Raw genomic sequence first — 14471 nt, 5'->3', positions numbered from 1 at the left:
ATGCCCGGTTCCCCGCCCCTGCTGCTGCTGGTCGATGACGAGCCGGAAATCCTGGTCGCGCTCGGCGATCTGCTGGAGGACCGCTACCGCATCCTGTCGACCGCATCGCCGGTCGAGGCGCTGGAACTGGTCCGCGCCCATACCGACATCGCCGTCATCGTCTCCGATCAGCGCATGCCGGAGCTGACCGGCAGCCAGTTCCTCGCCCGCGCCCGCCAAATGACCGATGCGGAGGCGATCCTGCTGACCGGCTATGCCGATCTGTCGGCGGTCGTCGCGGCGCTCAACGACGGCGCGATCAGTGGCTATGCGAACAAGCCTTGGGATGCCGAGGCGCTGATCGCGATGGTCGCCGCCGCCGCCGACCGTTATGCCCTGCGGCAGGCGCTGGCGTTCGAACGCGCCGCCTTTCGCGGGCTGGCCGACGGGTCGGGCGATGTCGTTACCATCCTCGATCAGCACGGCCACGTCGTACGCGGCGCCACGCGCCCGAACGGTATCGATCCCCGCGACCTCGCCATTCTCGGCCAGGGCGGCAGCGATGACGAGGATCGCCATCTGGTCCAGCCCTGGGGCGACAGCTGGACGCATATCCGGCGCATCCCCTTCACCATCGGGACGAACCGCTACCTGCTGAAGATCGAGCGCGACGACACGGGTCGTCGCCTTGCCGAACGACGCCACCACCAGTCGGAAAAGCTGGAGGCGCTGGGCACGCTGTCGGGCGGCATCGCGCATGATTTCAACAATCTGCTGGCGGCGATCGTCGGCAATCTCGAACTCGCCGAGCGGCGGATCGACGACCGCGACCGGCTCCGCCGCTATCTCGACGCGGCGAGCGAGGCGGCCGGTCGTGGCAGCGCGATCACCCGCCGGTTGCTCAGCTTCAGCCGTCAGCGCGATCTGGCCGCCGAAATCTTCCGTCCCGATGACGTGATCCGGTCGATCGAGGAACTGATCGTGCGCACCGCCGCCGGGCGGATCCGCGTCGCCTATGACTTTGCCGAGCCCGGCTGGTCGGTGAAGACCGATGTCGGGCAGTTCGAACTCGCTATCCTCAATCTCGCGATCAATGCGCGCGATGCGATGGATGGCAGCGGCACGGTACGGATCGGCACCGCCAATATCGACGATGCCGGCGTCTTCCTGCCGAATTTGTCGGGCGGGTTCGTCCGCATCACCGTCAGCGATACCGGCAGCGGCATGGACAGCGCGGTGCGCGAGCGGGTGTTCGAACCCTTCTTCACCACCAAGGCGCAGGGGGCCGGCACCGGCCTCGGCCTGCCGATGGTGCGGGCAATGGCACGCGCCGCCGGCGGCGACGTGACGATCGATAGCGAGGTCGGTCGCGGCACCCATATACACCTCTGGCTGCCCCGGATCGAGGCACGCCCTATCCCTGCCGCGCAGGAGTCGACCGGGCCGACCGGTCCGCTTCGGCTGATGCTGGTCGAGGATGATTCGGAAGTGCGCGCGGTGGTCGCCGCGCAGTTGGAGGCCGCCGGGCACAGCATCGTCGTCCATGATTCCGCGGTGCAGGCTGTCGCCATGCTCGAAGCGGGCGACCGGTTCGACATGGTGCTGACCGACTATGCGATGCCCGACCTGTCGGGAATCGAGGTCGCTGCGCGCGTGCGGGCCTGCTGCCCCGATACGCCGGTCCTGCTGATCACCGGCTTTGCCGAGATCGGGGATACGCAGATCGGCGTCCCCGTCCTGACCAAGCCCTTTACCGGCGATCAGTTGCTGACCGCGATCGCAAACGCCTCGGCGGCTACTGCGGACAGCGTATCCGGCTGAACGGACGCCCGTCCGTCACGATCGTCAACCGCTCGCCCTTGACCCGCAGCGTCTGGGTCGCGGTCCAGCGTTCGCCCTCGCCTTCATAGGCGGCGGTGAGGCGGATCTGATCGGGTCCGATCGGTTCGACCCGCTTCACGACGCCGACGCTTTCGTGGAACCACAATTCGCTCGGCGTCACCCGGACTCCCTCGATCGACGCGGCGGGGGTGGCGCAGGCTGTGGCATCGCGGTTCCACCGGCCGATGAACCGCGCCGGAATGGTGGCGGCCACCGGCGACGCCTCGCCGGGCGGCCGAGCGGGCGTACCGACAAAGCCGCAGCCTCGCACCGTCGCTCCCCCGTCGATGGTAAGGGTCGCCGTGAAGTCGCGCGGCGCGCCGGACATGTCGTCCTCGCACGGTGCACGCACGACCCGGACGCCGATCGTCCCGCGATCATCGCGCGCCTCCCATTCGCGCGCATCGACCGCGACGTGGCGGTCAACCACCCGCATCGTGCGTCGGGGCATATCGACACCGGTCAGCGTCAGCACATCGCGATCGATCGCGACCGAATAGAACGGCTCGTTGGTCGTGACCGTCAACCGCTCCGGCACGCGGCTGGCCACGACGGAGGGGGTAGCGGTCGGGACGGAAGCCGGCGACGCGACATTCGCGGCTGGCGCATCCTCGCTACCGCCGCAGCCGGCCAGCGCCAGCAACGCCAACGCAGCCACATCACCGCGGCGCATGCCCGCCCTCACCGATACTGACCCGATCGTCGCGGCTGGCGAGCAGCGCGACGCCCTCGTCCGACAGGCGCGGCGCGGCATCCGCCGGGCGATAGGCCGGAAAGGCGATCACGTCGTTGACCACCGCCACCTGCCCGCCCAGCTGCGTCACGTTGAACAGCTTTTGCGCAAACGCCGTCGGAATGCGAATACAACCATGTGACGCCGGAAAGCCGGGCAGGTTGCCGGCATGCAGCGCCACCCCGTCCCAGGTCAGGCGTTGCATGAAGGGCATTGGGGCGTTGTTGTACAAGTTGGAACGGTGGAACGGGCGCTTCTGCAGGATGGTATATTCGCCGATCGGCGTCATCTTGCCCGGCTTGCCCGTCGATACCGTGGTGGCCCCGATCAGCCGGTCGCCGCGATAGACGAACGCCATCTGCATCGGCACGCTGACGACGATGCTGACCGGACCCGACAGCGTCGGGTCGTCCGCCCAGCGATGGTCGCCTGGCCGCATCGCCACCGCCGCCCGCTCGACCGCCAGCGCCGCCGGTTCCTGCGCGACGGCGGGCATCGGCAGAACGGCAGCCATCAGGCCGAGACGGAGCGCGAGCGTCATCCCACCGTTATTCCGCAGGACGCGCCGGATGGCAAATCCGGCGGTAACCATATTTGTCGGAGTCGACCGCCCGTGCCCCCAGCACGACAAGCGGCGGAACGACCGCACCCACGTTAATTGAATGGAAGGCGTGTCGCCCGTATCTCTAACCCTCAACGATCTGGCGAGGAATTGGATGCGGGACGAAGCAGTTCGATCGCGGCGAGCGGTGCTGAAAGCGGCAGGCGGCCTGGCCGGTGCCGTACTGGCACAAGGTTGCACGACGAACGCGATCATCCCGGTTGCGCAGAACGCGTCCTTCGTGCCGCCGCCGCAGCGGCTGGCATCGGCGCCGGTTCCTGCCGCCCCCGTCAAGCAGATGCGGGCGCCCGCCACGGTCAATCCGCGCCTGTTCGAACGCGCGGTGGCATCGATGGACCGCCATTCGGGCCGCATCCGCCGCACCGATCGCATCGCCATCGCCGACTTCGCGGTCGATTCCGCCCATCCCCGGTTCCAGTTCATCGACATGCACAGCGGCGTCGTCTCGGCGATGCGCGTCGCGCATGGCAGCGGGTCGGACCCGGCGCATTGCGGATTGCTGACTCGCTTCAGCAACGTCCCCGATTCGAACGCCACCTCGGAAGGCGCGTTCATCACCGACAATTATTATGTCGGCAAGCACGGCCGGTCGCAGCGGCTGGTCGGCCTCGATCCCACCAACGACAATGCGCTGATGCGCGCGATCGTCGTGCACGGGGCCTGGTACGCCAACCCGGAAATGATCGCACAGCACGGGAAGCTCGGCCGCAGCCAGGGCTGCTTCGCGGTTGCCGAAGGCGATCTGGCGCGGGTGTTCGACCTGTTGGGCGAAGGCCGGATGATCTACGCCGCGAAGGTTTGAGGCCGGGGGCTCTAGCTCCGTTATCACACTCCGTTCGGTTCGAGCAGCTTCGAGCTTGTCGGGAAGCGTTTGTCGACAACACCTGCCCAGCGGAACCGCGTTCTCGATACGCGCTCTCGACAGGCTCGATCGCTACTCGAACCAAACGGATGAATTGGAGATAGGGTGAAAGATCCGGGAGCTACCGGTTCCGCATCATCGTATCTCCCTATAGGGTGACGCCATGACCCACCCGTTCCATTCGATCCACACCCACGGCCTGATCCGCGTCGGCGCCTGCACTCCGCCCGCCAGCGTCGGCGATGTTGCCGCCAACGGCCGGGCCGCGATCGATCTGGCACGGCAGGGGCATGAAGCCGGCGCCGACCTGCTGGTCTTCCCCGAACTCAACCTCACCTCCTACGCGATCGACGACCTGCATCTGCAGGACGCGCTGTGCGACGCGACCGAAGCGGCGCTGGCCGAAGTGGTCGCGGCCAGCGCGGAGCTGCGCCCCGTCCTGCTGGTCGGCGCGGCGCTGCGGCGCAACGGACGGCTGTATAATTGCGCGGTGGCGGTATCGCGCGGGCGCATCCTCGGCGTCGTGCCCAAGACGTACCTGCCCAATTACCGCGAATATTATGAGAAGCGCTGGTTCGCGCCCGGCGTCGGCTTGACCGGGCTGACGATGACGCTCGCCGGACAGGACGTGCCGTTCGGCACCGACCTGATCTTCGCCGCCCGCGACCTGCCCGATTTCGTGGTCCATGCCGAAATCTGCGAGGATTTCTGGTCCCCCCTGCCCCCCTCGACCGCCGGAGCGATGGCCGGAGCCTTGGTGCTGTGCAACCTGTCGGCGTCGAACATCGTCATCGGCAAGGCACGCGACCGCGAGATGCTGTGCGCGTCGCAATCGGCGCGGACCGTCTCGGCGTATATCTATGCCGCGGCCGGGATCGGCGAGAGCACGACCGACCTGTCATGGGACGGCCAGGGTTCCGTGCATGAATTGGGCGAATTGCTGGCCCAGTCGGACCGGTTCGACCAGTCGTCGGGCATCGCCTATGCCGATGTCGACCTCGAACGGCTGCGGCTGGAGCGGATGCGGACCGGCACGTTCAATGACTGCGCGGCGGCCAGCGGCCATCCCGAAACCCGCTTCCGCCGGATCGCGTTCGACCATGCACCGACGCAGGACGATATCGGGCTGCTGCGCCCGGTCCGGCGCTACCCGTTCGTCCCCAATACGCCCGAGCGGCTGGACGACGATTGCTACGAAGCGTTCAACATCCAGGTCGAGGGATTGCGCAAGCGGCTGGTCGCGTCGGGGACGAAGGGGCTGGTGATCGGCGTGTCAGGCGGGCTGGATTCGACCCACGCACTGATCGTCGCGGCGAAGGCGTTCGACCGGCTCGGTCGTCCGCGCACCGACATATTGGGCTTCACCATGCCCGGCTTCGGCACCGGCGATGCGACCAAGGGCAATGCGTGGAAGCTGATGACGGCGCTGGGAATCACCGGCAACGAAATCGACATCCGTCCCGCCGCGCGCCAGATGCTAAGCGACATGGGCCACCCCTTCGCCAGCGGCGAGCCTGTCTATGACGTGACGTTCGAAAATGTGCAGGCCGGGCTGCGCACCGATTACCTCTTCCGGCTGGCCAATCAGCGGGAAGCGCTGGTCCTGGGCACCGGCGACCTGTCGGAGCTGGCGCTCGGGTGGTGCACCTATGGCGTCGGCGATCACATGAGCCATTACGGCGTCAATGCCGGCGTGCCCAAGACGCTGATCCAGTATCTGATCCGCTGGACGATCCGCACCGACCAGTTCGACCGCGACACCGACGCCGTGCTTGATGCGATCCTGAACACCGAGATTTCGCCCGAACTGGTGCCCGCCGATGCCGAGGGCCGGATGCAGAGCACCGAGGACCGCGTCGGTCCCTATGCGCTGAACGACTTCTTCCTCCACCACATCGTCCGCTATGGGCAGCGCCCGTCGAAGGTCGCCTTCCTGTGCTGGCACGCGTGGCGCGATGCCGCCGCCGGCCGCTGGCCGATCGACTTTCCGGACGAAGCCAAGGGCAGTTACGACCTACCGACCATCGCGCGGTGGCTGGAAAAATTCCTGTGGCGCTTCTTCCAGACCAGCCAGTTCAAGCGGTCGGCACTGCCCAACGGGCCCAAGGTCTCGGCCGGCGGCGCGCTGTCCCCGCGCGGCGACTGGCGCGCGCCGTCCGACGGGGTGGCGACGCCCTGGGTCGAGGAACTGCGGGCGGGATTGCCGCCACTTTAGAGCGGCCTGCCCCGAAACGTACCTTTCCGTTTTCGTCACCCCGGGGTTTACCCGGGGTCCCGCTTTTTCGGAAAGCGTTGAAAGAAAGCAGGACCCCGGGTCAAGCCCAGGGTGACGGGTGAGGCACGCGATGGATCGCCATCGAAACTCGGCCGCTACCCCTGTGCCCGTGCCGTCTTTTCCGACGCCGACCCACCCAGCGCCCAGCGCAGCATCCTCGCCATACCCTGCGCCCCTGCCCGCACGCCCATCGGCGCGGGACTGCGCAACTCCAGCATCGCCCGTACCCAATGCGGCAGCAGGTCGATCGCGGCGGCGGTGTTCAGCGCCCCGAACCCTTTCAGGAACGGGTTCGGCAACGGCTGGTGCAGCAGCGCGTCGCGCACCGCGCGGGTGCGGGCGTCGCAGCGCAGTTCGCCGCGCACCGCCGACAGCCATGCATCGACCGTAGCCCGGCTGTCGGGAACATCGCGCGCGCCCAGCCGCTCGGCCACCACGACATTTTCGGCGAAGTACCGGTCCTGATCGGCGCGCGACAGTTCTGGATCGCGGTAGCGCAGATAGGCGCGCAGGAACGAATCCGTCTCCGCGACATGGACCCAGGTCAGCAGATGCGGGTCGTTCGCATCATAGGGCAGGCCGTCGGGCAGGACGCCGTGCACCCGGTCATGGATATGGCGGACATGGCCGATCAGCCGCTCCGCCTCCGCCGTGCTGCCATAGGTGGTGCCGGCGATGAACTGCGCGGTCCGCTTCAGCCGCCCCAGCATGTCGCGCTGGAAATTGCTATGGTCCCACACTCCCGCCAGCGCACCGGGATGCAGCATCTGCATCAGCAACGCGGCCGTACCGCCGATCATCATCGACGAAAAATCGCCATGCACCCGCCAGCTGACCGATCCCGGCCCGAACAGCCCGTCATCGCCGGGCGGTCGCCGCAGGTCGATCGCGCCGTCGCCGGCACCGGTCAAGCCGCGGATCTGGCGTGCAATTGTCTGGCGAAGCGGGTTCATGGGTAGTGAACGAGCGGAGCGGACCTGCGGGTCCGATCGTTACGGAACCAAATCGCTCTCTCGCGACCTTTGTCGCCACATCCTCGAACCGACAGGCCCGTTCATGTCCTCACCGTCCAGCCCGGAAAAGCCGCTCGACCCGGTGCAGCGGGACGCTGCCATGGCGGGCCGCGAGATGCACGATCCGGGCAACGGCATCTTCTTCGCGGCGGTGAAGACCACGCGGATGCCGATGATCGTGACCGACCCCAATCTGCCGGACAATCCGATCATCTTCGCCAACCCGGCCTTTCTCAGCATGACCGGCTATGACGCGGACGAGGTGCTGGGTCGCAACTGCCGCTTCCTGCAGGGCGCGGAGACCGATCCGGACACCGTGGCCGAAATCGGCCTCGCGATCCGCGAACAGCGGCAGGCCTCGGTCGAATTGATCAATTACAAGAAGAATGGCAGCGCCTTCTGGAACGCGCTGTTCATTTCGCCGGTGCTCGATGGCGAGCAGAAGCTCCGCTATTATTTCGCGTCGCAGCTGGACGTCACCCGCCGCCGCGATGCGGAGGAAGCGCTGCGGCAGGCGCAGAAGATGGAGGCGGTCGGTCAGCTGACCGGCGGCATCGCACATGATTTCAACAATCTGCTGACGGTGATCCAGGGGTTCACCGACGTCCTGCTCAACCAGCTGGATCGCAGCGACGCCCTCAACCCCGATCGCGCGCGCCGCTCGCTCCGGGCGGTGATGGAGGCGGCGGATCGCGGGGCCGAACTGACGCAGCAGCTGCTCGCCTTTTCGCGCCGGCAGAAGCTGTCGGGCCGGGTCACCAATATCGACGATCTGGTTCGCGCGCTGCTGCCAATGCTCAAGCGCACCATCGGCGATGCGGGGATCACGATCGACGTCGAACCCTGTGGCGACCATTGCAACGCGCGGATCGACCCGGTGCAGGCCGAGGCGGCGATCATCGGCATCGTGATGAACGCCCGCGACGCCATGCCCGATGGCGGCACGATCACGATCTCGGCCCAACCTGTCACGCTGGACGGCAGCGATCCGCGCTATGGCGACAAGCTTCAGGGCAAGTTCGTCGCTCTGTCGATCACGGACACCGGCACCGGCATGTCGGAGGAGGTCCGCGCGCGGGTAACCGAGCCGTTCTTCACGACCAAGGATCAGGGCAAGGGCACCGGCCTCGGCCTGTCGATGGTCTATGGATTCATGAAGCAGTCCGACGGCGCGTTACACATCGAATCGCAGAAGGGCAGCGGCACCACGATCCGCCTGCTGTTCCCGGCGGCGGGTTCGGTGGCCGAACCGATCCGCGCGCGGCGCCCCCGCAGCGACAGCGACCTGCGCGGGACCGAAACCATCCTCGTCGTCGAGGACCAGCAGGATGTCGGCGACCTGGCCGAGGCGATCCTGAAGGATTTCGGCTACGCCGTGCTGCGCGCCGGCAACGGGGCGGAGGCGATCGCCGTGCTGGAAAGCGATGCGCCGATCGACCTGCTGTTCACCGACCTGATCATGCCGGGCGGGATGAACGGCGTCATGGTCGCCCGCGAAGGGCGGCGGCTGCGCTCCCGGCTGAAGGTGTTGCTGACCACCGGCTATGCGGAGGCGTCGATCGAACGGGTCGATGCGCGCGGGACCGAATTCGACCTGATCGGCAAGCCGTACAAGCGTGTCGATCTGGCAACGCGGATCCGGCAGGTACTTGACGGCCACACCGGCAGCGGTTGAAACAGTCCGTTTTCAGTTATAGTGCAGTATCTTCCCGTACCGATCCCGATCGCCGGGCAGCCACAGGATGACGAAGGGGCTACGCTTGGCGACCAATGCAACTGCCCAGGACGACGGGCTGGCGACCTCGCCTTCCGACCTCGGGCACGACCTGACGATCTGCGACCGCGAACCGATCCATATCCCCGGCGCGATCCAGCCGCATGGCATGCTCCTGATCGTCGATCCTGCCGAGGGGGTGATCGTCGGCGGCGCGGGCGACGTCGCGTCGCTGCTCGGCACCGACTGGCTGGGCGGGACGATCCTCGACCTGATCGGCGAGGCGGGGTTGGCGATCCTGCGCTCGACCGTCGCCGGGCCGGTGGTGCTCGGCACGACCGGGCAGACGACGCTCTCGGTCGTCGCCAGTCGCGAAGGGCGTTTCTGGCTGATCGAGCTGGAGCCGACCGCGCCTGGCGAACCGGGCACCGACGACGCGCTCACCTGGATCGAACAGGGGGGCGAGGAATTTTCGCGTGCGGTCGATCTCGACGACCTGACGGCGCGGGCTGCGTCGATCTTCGCGCGGCTGACCGGGTTCGACCGGGTGATGATCTACCGCTTCCTCGACGACGATTCCGGAAAGGTCGTGGCGGAACGTCACGCGCCCGACATTCACGGCTTCCTTAACCACCACTTCCCCGCATCGGACATCCCCCGACAGGCGCGCGCGTTGTATATCCGCAACCGGGTCCGCGTGATTCCCGACGCCTCCTACACCCCGGCCCCGATCATCGGCCTCGATCCGACGCTTTCCGCCGTCGATCTGAGCAATGTCGGCGTCCGTGCGGTGTCGCCGATCCACGTCCAGTATCTCCGCAATATGGCAGTTGCGGCGTCGGCTTCGGTGTCGATCATCAAGGACGGCATGCTGTGGGGGCTCGTCGCGTGCCACCATCGTTCCCCCCGCAATCTGTCCTACCTGCAACGCAAGACCTGTGAGTTGATCGCGGCGTCGCTGGCGCAGCAGATCGGTGCCAAGGAAGAAGCGGCCGAATATCGCGAACGGCTGCGGCTGCGCACCGCGGAGGACGCGCTCGCGCAGCGGTTCGCGCAGGAATATGACCCCGACCAGCTGTCCGCGCTGATCGGCAGCGACCTGCAGCGGCTGCTTCGCGCCGACGGCTTCGTACTGCAACGCGGGCCGATGCGCTATTCCAGCGGCCATGTCCCGCCGCCCGAAGCGATCAGCGACATCCTGCAATGGGTACGCGCGCAGGGGAACATCCTGCTGCACACCGCGGCGCTGGAACATCGACTGCCCGCCGCCCATGCCTATCGCGACATGGCGAGCGGATTGCTGGCGATCACGCTGTCAGCCGACGAACCGGTCGTTCTGCTGTGGTTCCGAGCGGAGACGTTGCAGACGATCCAATGGGCCGGCAACCCGCACAAGGCGGTCGAGCAGGAGCCCGACCGTCCGCTGACCCCGCGCGCCTCCTTCGCGGCGTGGAGCGAGGAAATCCGCGGCCGCGCCCTCCCCTGGAGCCCGGCGGAGATCGAGGCGGCCCACCGCCTGTCGCGGCTGCTGTTCGACGCGCGCCAGCGGCGCCGCATCAGCGAATTGAACCGCGAACTGACCCGCGCGGTCACCGACAAGGATGCGCTGCTCGCGCAGCAGGAAACGCTGATCAAGGAAGTGAACCACCGGGTGCAGAACAGCCTGCAGTTGGTCGTCGCGTTCCTGGCGATGCAGGCCAATGCCGAGAATGACGAGACGCTGACCCGCCATCTGGGCGAGGCGCAGCGGCGGTTGTCGGCCGTCGCGCTGGTCCATCGCCGGCTCTATTCCGAGGATACGGTCACGGTCATCGATCTCGGCCGCTATATCGAGGATCTGCTGGCCGAGATGCAGTCGTCGATGGGCGACGAATGGACCGGGCGACTGACCATGGACCTCGCCCCGCTGTTGATCTCCGCCGACGCCGCGGTGCAGGTCGGACTGGTACTGGTCGAACTGGTCATCAACGCCCAGAAATATGCCTATGGCGGAAAGCCGGGGCCGATCGCGATCACGTTGGAAAAGGTACGCAACCGCTTCCGGCTGACCGTCGCCGACCGGGGTCAGGGGCGGACGGGTAACCGCACCGGCTTCGGCACGCGGATGCTCGGCGCGATGGTCAAGCGGCTCGACGGTACGATCGAGGAAAGCGACAATGCTCCGGGCCTGCGCTTTACCGTGTCCGCGCCGATTGCGACGCCCGAGGACGTTTAACGCGGGTCCGCGTCGGAGGGTAATACGACCCTGGGAATATCACTCCAAGTCTAGACGCAAAAAGGGCGCGGCAGCCATCGGCTACCGCGCCCTTTGCCTGGCGCAATTGCGCGCCGCCGATTACTCGGCAGCGGTCGCCTTGGCCGGACGCGGATCGCGACGTTCGGCGATACGCGCCGACTTGCCGGTGCGACCACGCAGATAATAGAGCTTCGCGCGACGCACGACACCGCGACGCACGACTTCGATCGAATCGATGTTCGGCGAATAGAGCGGGAAAACGCGCTCGACGCCTTCACCAAAGCTCATCTTGCGGACGGTGAACGACGAACCCATGCCCTTGTTCGAACGGGCGATGCAGACGCCTTCGTAGTTCTGCACGCGGGTACGCTCGCCTTCGACGACCTTCACGCCGACCTTGAGGGTGTCACCGGCGCGGAATTCCGGGATCTTCTTCGATTCGTTGAACTTGGCGATCTGTTCGGCTTCGATCGTCTGGAGGAGGTTCATTTCTTCTGACCTTCGTCTTGCTTGTGCGCGCCAGAGGGCGACTGGACCCGAGCGTCGACATGACGCTCCCACAGGTCCGGCCGCCATAGCCGTGTATCGGATTCGGACCGTGCCTTGCGCCACGCCGCGATCCGCGCATGATCCCCCGATCGCAACACCTCGGGGATCACACGCCCTTCCCATTCATAGGGTCGGGTATATTGAGGGTATTCCAGAAGGCCGCTTTCGAAGCTCTCCTCGATACCACTCGAAGCCGCGCCCATTACGCCGGGAAGCAGCCGAACGCAAGCATCCAGCAGCACCAGCGCTCCCATTTCGCCGCCCGACAGTACATAGTCGCCGATCGCCACCGGCTCGATATCGCGCGCCTCGAACAGCCGTTCGTCGAACCCTTCGAACCGGCCGCACAGGATGATCGCGCCCGGCCCGTCGGCCAGTTGCCGTACCCGCTCCTGCGTCAGCGCCTTCCCCCGCGGAGTCATCGCCAGCACCGGGCGGCCGTCCGTCACGCTGTCCAGCGCCGCCGCCAGCACGTCCGCACGCAACACCATGCCAGCGCCGCCCCCGGCCGGCGTATCGTCGACCGAACGATGCTTGTCGGTCGCGAAGTCGCGAATCTGCACCGTATCGAGCGACCAGCGTTCCTCGCGCAGCGCCCGTCCGGCGAGCGACACCCCGAGCGGTCCGGGGAACATTTCGGGGTAGAGCGTCAGGACGGTCGCGGCAAAGGTCATGGCGACAGCCTCTGCCCGCTTGTTCGGGGGAACGAAAGACCTGCCGCGTCATTTGCGTCGCTATGCCCCCCGCCCCCTGCACGCCCGACGCCGACGCGATCGATTGCGCCATCATCGGCGCCGGTCCGGCCGGACTGACCGCGGCCATCTATCTTGCGCGTTTCCATCTCGAAATTCGCATGTTCGACTGCGGATCGAGCCGGGCGGCGATGATCCCGCGTACCCACAACCATGCCGGCTTTCCCGGCGGGATCACGGGTCCCGACCTGCTGGCAAGGATGCACCGGCAGGCGCGCGACTATGGTGCGACCTGCGAGGCGGCGACGGTCACCGCGATCGAGCGCGATGGCGACGATTTTATCGTCCGCACCGATCGCAGCACGCTGCGCACCCGTACCGTCCTGCTGGCGACCGGCGTGGTCAACCACCGCCCCGCCGGACTGGACGACGCGCTGCACGACACGGCGCTGGCCCGCGGACTGTTGCGCTACTGTCCGATCTGCGACGGCTATGAAGTGACCGACCGGCGGGTAGGCGTGATCGGCACGGGCGACCATGGCATGCGCGAGGCGCTGTTCCTCCGCGGCTATAGCAGCGACGTGACCCTGATCGCGCCCGATACCGATCACGAACTGGACGATGCGTGCCGCGCCGCGCTCGACGATGCGGGCATCCGCCGGGTCGACGGACCGTGCGGCGACTATCGGATCGACGGCGACCGCTTCGTCGTTCGTACCGCCGAGGGAGACCTGGCATTCCACAGCGTCTATCCGGCGCTCGGGTCGCACATCCGGTCCGAATTGGCGATCGCCGCCGGGGCACGGGCCAGCGAGGATGGCTGCCTGGAGGTGGACGATCACCAGCGTACCTCCGTCCCCGGCCTGTTCGCCGCGGGAGATGTGGTGAAGGGGCTGGACCAGATCAGCCACGCCATGGGCGAGGCGGGCGTGGCAGCGACCACGATCCGCAACCTGTTGGCGGAGCGCCGTCCGATCCGGCGGTAGCGGCTTGTCGATCGCGATGGCACCGGGTAGCCTTGTTGCCGATGCGGCCCTGCCTTCTTTTGATCGCTTTCCTGCTGCCGACTGCACCGGCGGACGCGCAATCTTTCGACCGCATCCTCGCCGCTGCCGCCGAGCGGGAAGCGGCACGGAACTGTTTGGCGGCAGGCGCCGGCGAGATTGTCGTGTGCGGCGACCCTGATCGCGGCGACCGTTATCGCCTGCCGCTGCCGACGGTTCGCGAAGTCGGTGAACAAGGAGCGGTCATCGGCGAGGTCCCGCCGACATCGGTACAGGACCCGTTCCTGTCGGGCTGCGGCATGTTTCGCGGACAGCGCCGATGTTCGAAGCGGGAGGCGGAGGGCCATGGCTATCGTCGCGGTCGCGACCCGGTGACGCTGGTCGGCCGGCTCGTAACCATATTGGTCGATCCCGACGCGGAAATCGGTCCGCCCGCGACCATACCACCCGCCAGACACTAATCGTTACGCAGCAGGCTTGTTCGATCGCCGGGGTCATCGTATCCGATCGAGCGTGACCGAGACGCAGTTCCGCCAGCTTTTCTATACCAGCCGCAGCGCGCCCGGGGTCGATGTCGACTGCATCCTGCAACAATCCCGCCATAACAACGCGGTGGACGGTATTACCGGCCTGCTATGGCATGACGGCAGCCATTTCCTGCAGGTGATCGAAGGCCCCGAATCCAGCGTCGCCGCAACCTATGCCCGGATCGCGAACGATCCGCGCCACAGCGAACTGACGATCCTGTCGGACCGTTCGCTCGGCACGCGGGAATTCGGTTACTGGAGCATGGAGCGCGCGACGCGCTCGCTCCACGATGGCGAGGCGGTACTGGCGCGGATCGAGCGGCGATTGGCGGGCGCACCCGAACCGTTGCGCGCCGCCTTTACCGCCGCCGTAACGCGCTAGCC

13 protein-coding genes are annotated in these 14471 nt (G+C 66.9%); 8 read left to right on the top strand and 5 right to left on the bottom strand.

What is annotated here, in order from left to right; translation table 11 throughout:
• On the top strand, nucleotides 1-1800 hold the full coding sequence (locus CA237_RS06105; protein ID WP_206432950.1) for a response regulator: 1800 nt from the start codon (nucleotides 1-3) through the stop codon (nucleotides 1798-1800).
• Here the strand turns inward: CA237_RS06105 and CA237_RS06100 are convergent.
• Nucleotides 1775-2533, bottom strand: coding sequence for a hypothetical protein (locus CA237_RS06100; RefSeq protein ID WP_126013371.1), 759 nt, complete (start codon nucleotides 2531-2533; stop codon nucleotides 1775-1777). The genes CA237_RS06105 and CA237_RS06100 overlap by 26 nt on opposite strands.
• Complete coding sequence (locus CA237_RS06095; RefSeq protein WP_126013368.1) at nucleotides 2520-3134, bottom strand: L,D-transpeptidase family protein; 615 nt, start codon at nucleotides 3132-3134, stop codon at nucleotides 2520-2522. Before CA237_RS06095 ends, CA237_RS06100 begins: the two co-directional genes overlap by 14 nt.
• Nucleotides 3135-3309: 175 nt before the next feature.
• On the opposite strand from CA237_RS06095, the gene CA237_RS06090 reads away from it, so the two are divergent.
• Both CA237_RS06090 and CA237_RS06085 read left to right on the top strand, forming a co-directional pair.
• Nucleotides 3310-4017: a murein L,D-transpeptidase catalytic domain family protein gene (locus tag CA237_RS06090; RefSeq protein WP_066689775.1), complete on the top strand. Its 708-nt coding sequence runs from the start codon at nucleotides 3310-3312 to the stop codon at nucleotides 4015-4017.
• Nucleotides 4018-4240: 223 nt separating this feature from the next.
• Entirely contained in the window at nucleotides 4241-6292 is a 2052-nt protein-coding gene (locus CA237_RS06085; RefSeq protein ID WP_126013365.1) for an NAD(+) synthase, read from the top strand.
• A 155-nt stretch (nucleotides 6293-6447) separates the two neighbouring features.
• Here CA237_RS06085 and CA237_RS06080 read toward each other — a convergent pair whose 3' ends face one another.
• Nucleotides 6448-7263 carry an oxygenase MpaB family protein gene (locus CA237_RS06080; RefSeq protein WP_346773494.1) on the bottom strand — a complete coding sequence of 272 codons (816 nt, stop codon included), beginning with the start codon at nucleotides 7261-7263 and terminating at the stop codon, nucleotides 6448-6450.
• Between the two features lie 145 nt (nucleotides 7264-7408).
• Between CA237_RS06080 and CA237_RS06075 the strand changes: the two genes are divergently transcribed.
• Complete coding sequence (locus tag CA237_RS06075) at nucleotides 7409-9040, top strand: histidine kinase famiy protein (protein ID WP_126013359.1); 1632 nt, start codon at nucleotides 7409-7411, stop codon at nucleotides 9038-9040.
• Between the two features lie 85 nt (nucleotides 9041-9125).
• A complete protein-coding gene (locus CA237_RS06070) occupies nucleotides 9126-11294 on the top strand; it encodes a histidine kinase dimerization/phosphoacceptor domain -containing protein (RefSeq protein ID WP_241215444.1) in 2169 nt (722 codons plus the stop codon).
• Between the two features lie 120 nt (nucleotides 11295-11414).
• Here CA237_RS06070 and rplS read toward each other — a convergent pair whose 3' ends face one another.
• Entirely contained in the window at nucleotides 11415-11804 is a 390-nt protein-coding gene (rplS, locus tag CA237_RS06065) for a 50S ribosomal protein L19 (RefSeq protein ID WP_066689771.1), read from the bottom strand.
• Nucleotides 11801-12538, bottom strand: coding sequence for a tRNA (guanosine(37)-N1)-methyltransferase TrmD (gene trmD / locus CA237_RS06060; RefSeq protein WP_066689770.1), 738 nt, complete (start codon nucleotides 12536-12538; stop codon nucleotides 11801-11803). The genes rplS and trmD overlap by 4 nt, the downstream gene beginning before the upstream one ends.
• A gap of 62 nt (nucleotides 12539-12600) precedes the next feature.
• Between trmD and CA237_RS06055 the strand changes: the two genes are divergently transcribed.
• Genes CA237_RS06055 through CA237_RS06045 form a run of 3 tightly spaced genes read left to right on the top strand, consistent with a single transcriptional unit; the run spans nucleotide 12601 to nucleotide 14469 of the window.
• Nucleotides 12601-13542 carry an NAD(P)/FAD-dependent oxidoreductase gene (locus CA237_RS06055; protein ID WP_126013353.1) on the top strand — a complete coding sequence of 314 codons (942 nt, stop codon included), beginning with the start codon at nucleotides 12601-12603 and terminating at the stop codon, nucleotides 13540-13542.
• A 59-nt stretch (nucleotides 13543-13601) separates the two neighbouring features.
• Complete coding sequence (locus tag CA237_RS06050; protein WP_066689768.1) at nucleotides 13602-14021, top strand: hypothetical protein; 420 nt, start codon at nucleotides 13602-13604, stop codon at nucleotides 14019-14021.
• Nucleotides 14022-14073: 52 nt separating this feature from the next.
• A complete protein-coding gene (locus CA237_RS06045; RefSeq protein ID WP_066689767.1) occupies nucleotides 14074-14469 on the top strand; it encodes a BLUF domain-containing protein in 396 nt (131 codons plus the stop codon).
• Nucleotides 14470-14471: the final 2 nt, after the last annotated feature.

The organism is Sphingomonas sp. ABOLH, assembly GCF_003951715.1.
Classification (GTDB): domain Bacteria; phylum Pseudomonadota; class Alphaproteobacteria; order Sphingomonadales; family Sphingomonadaceae; genus Sphingomonas; species Sphingomonas hankookensis_A.
Note: the sequence above shows the minus strand (reverse complement) of the source record. Positions and strands in the feature narration are given on the sequence as shown.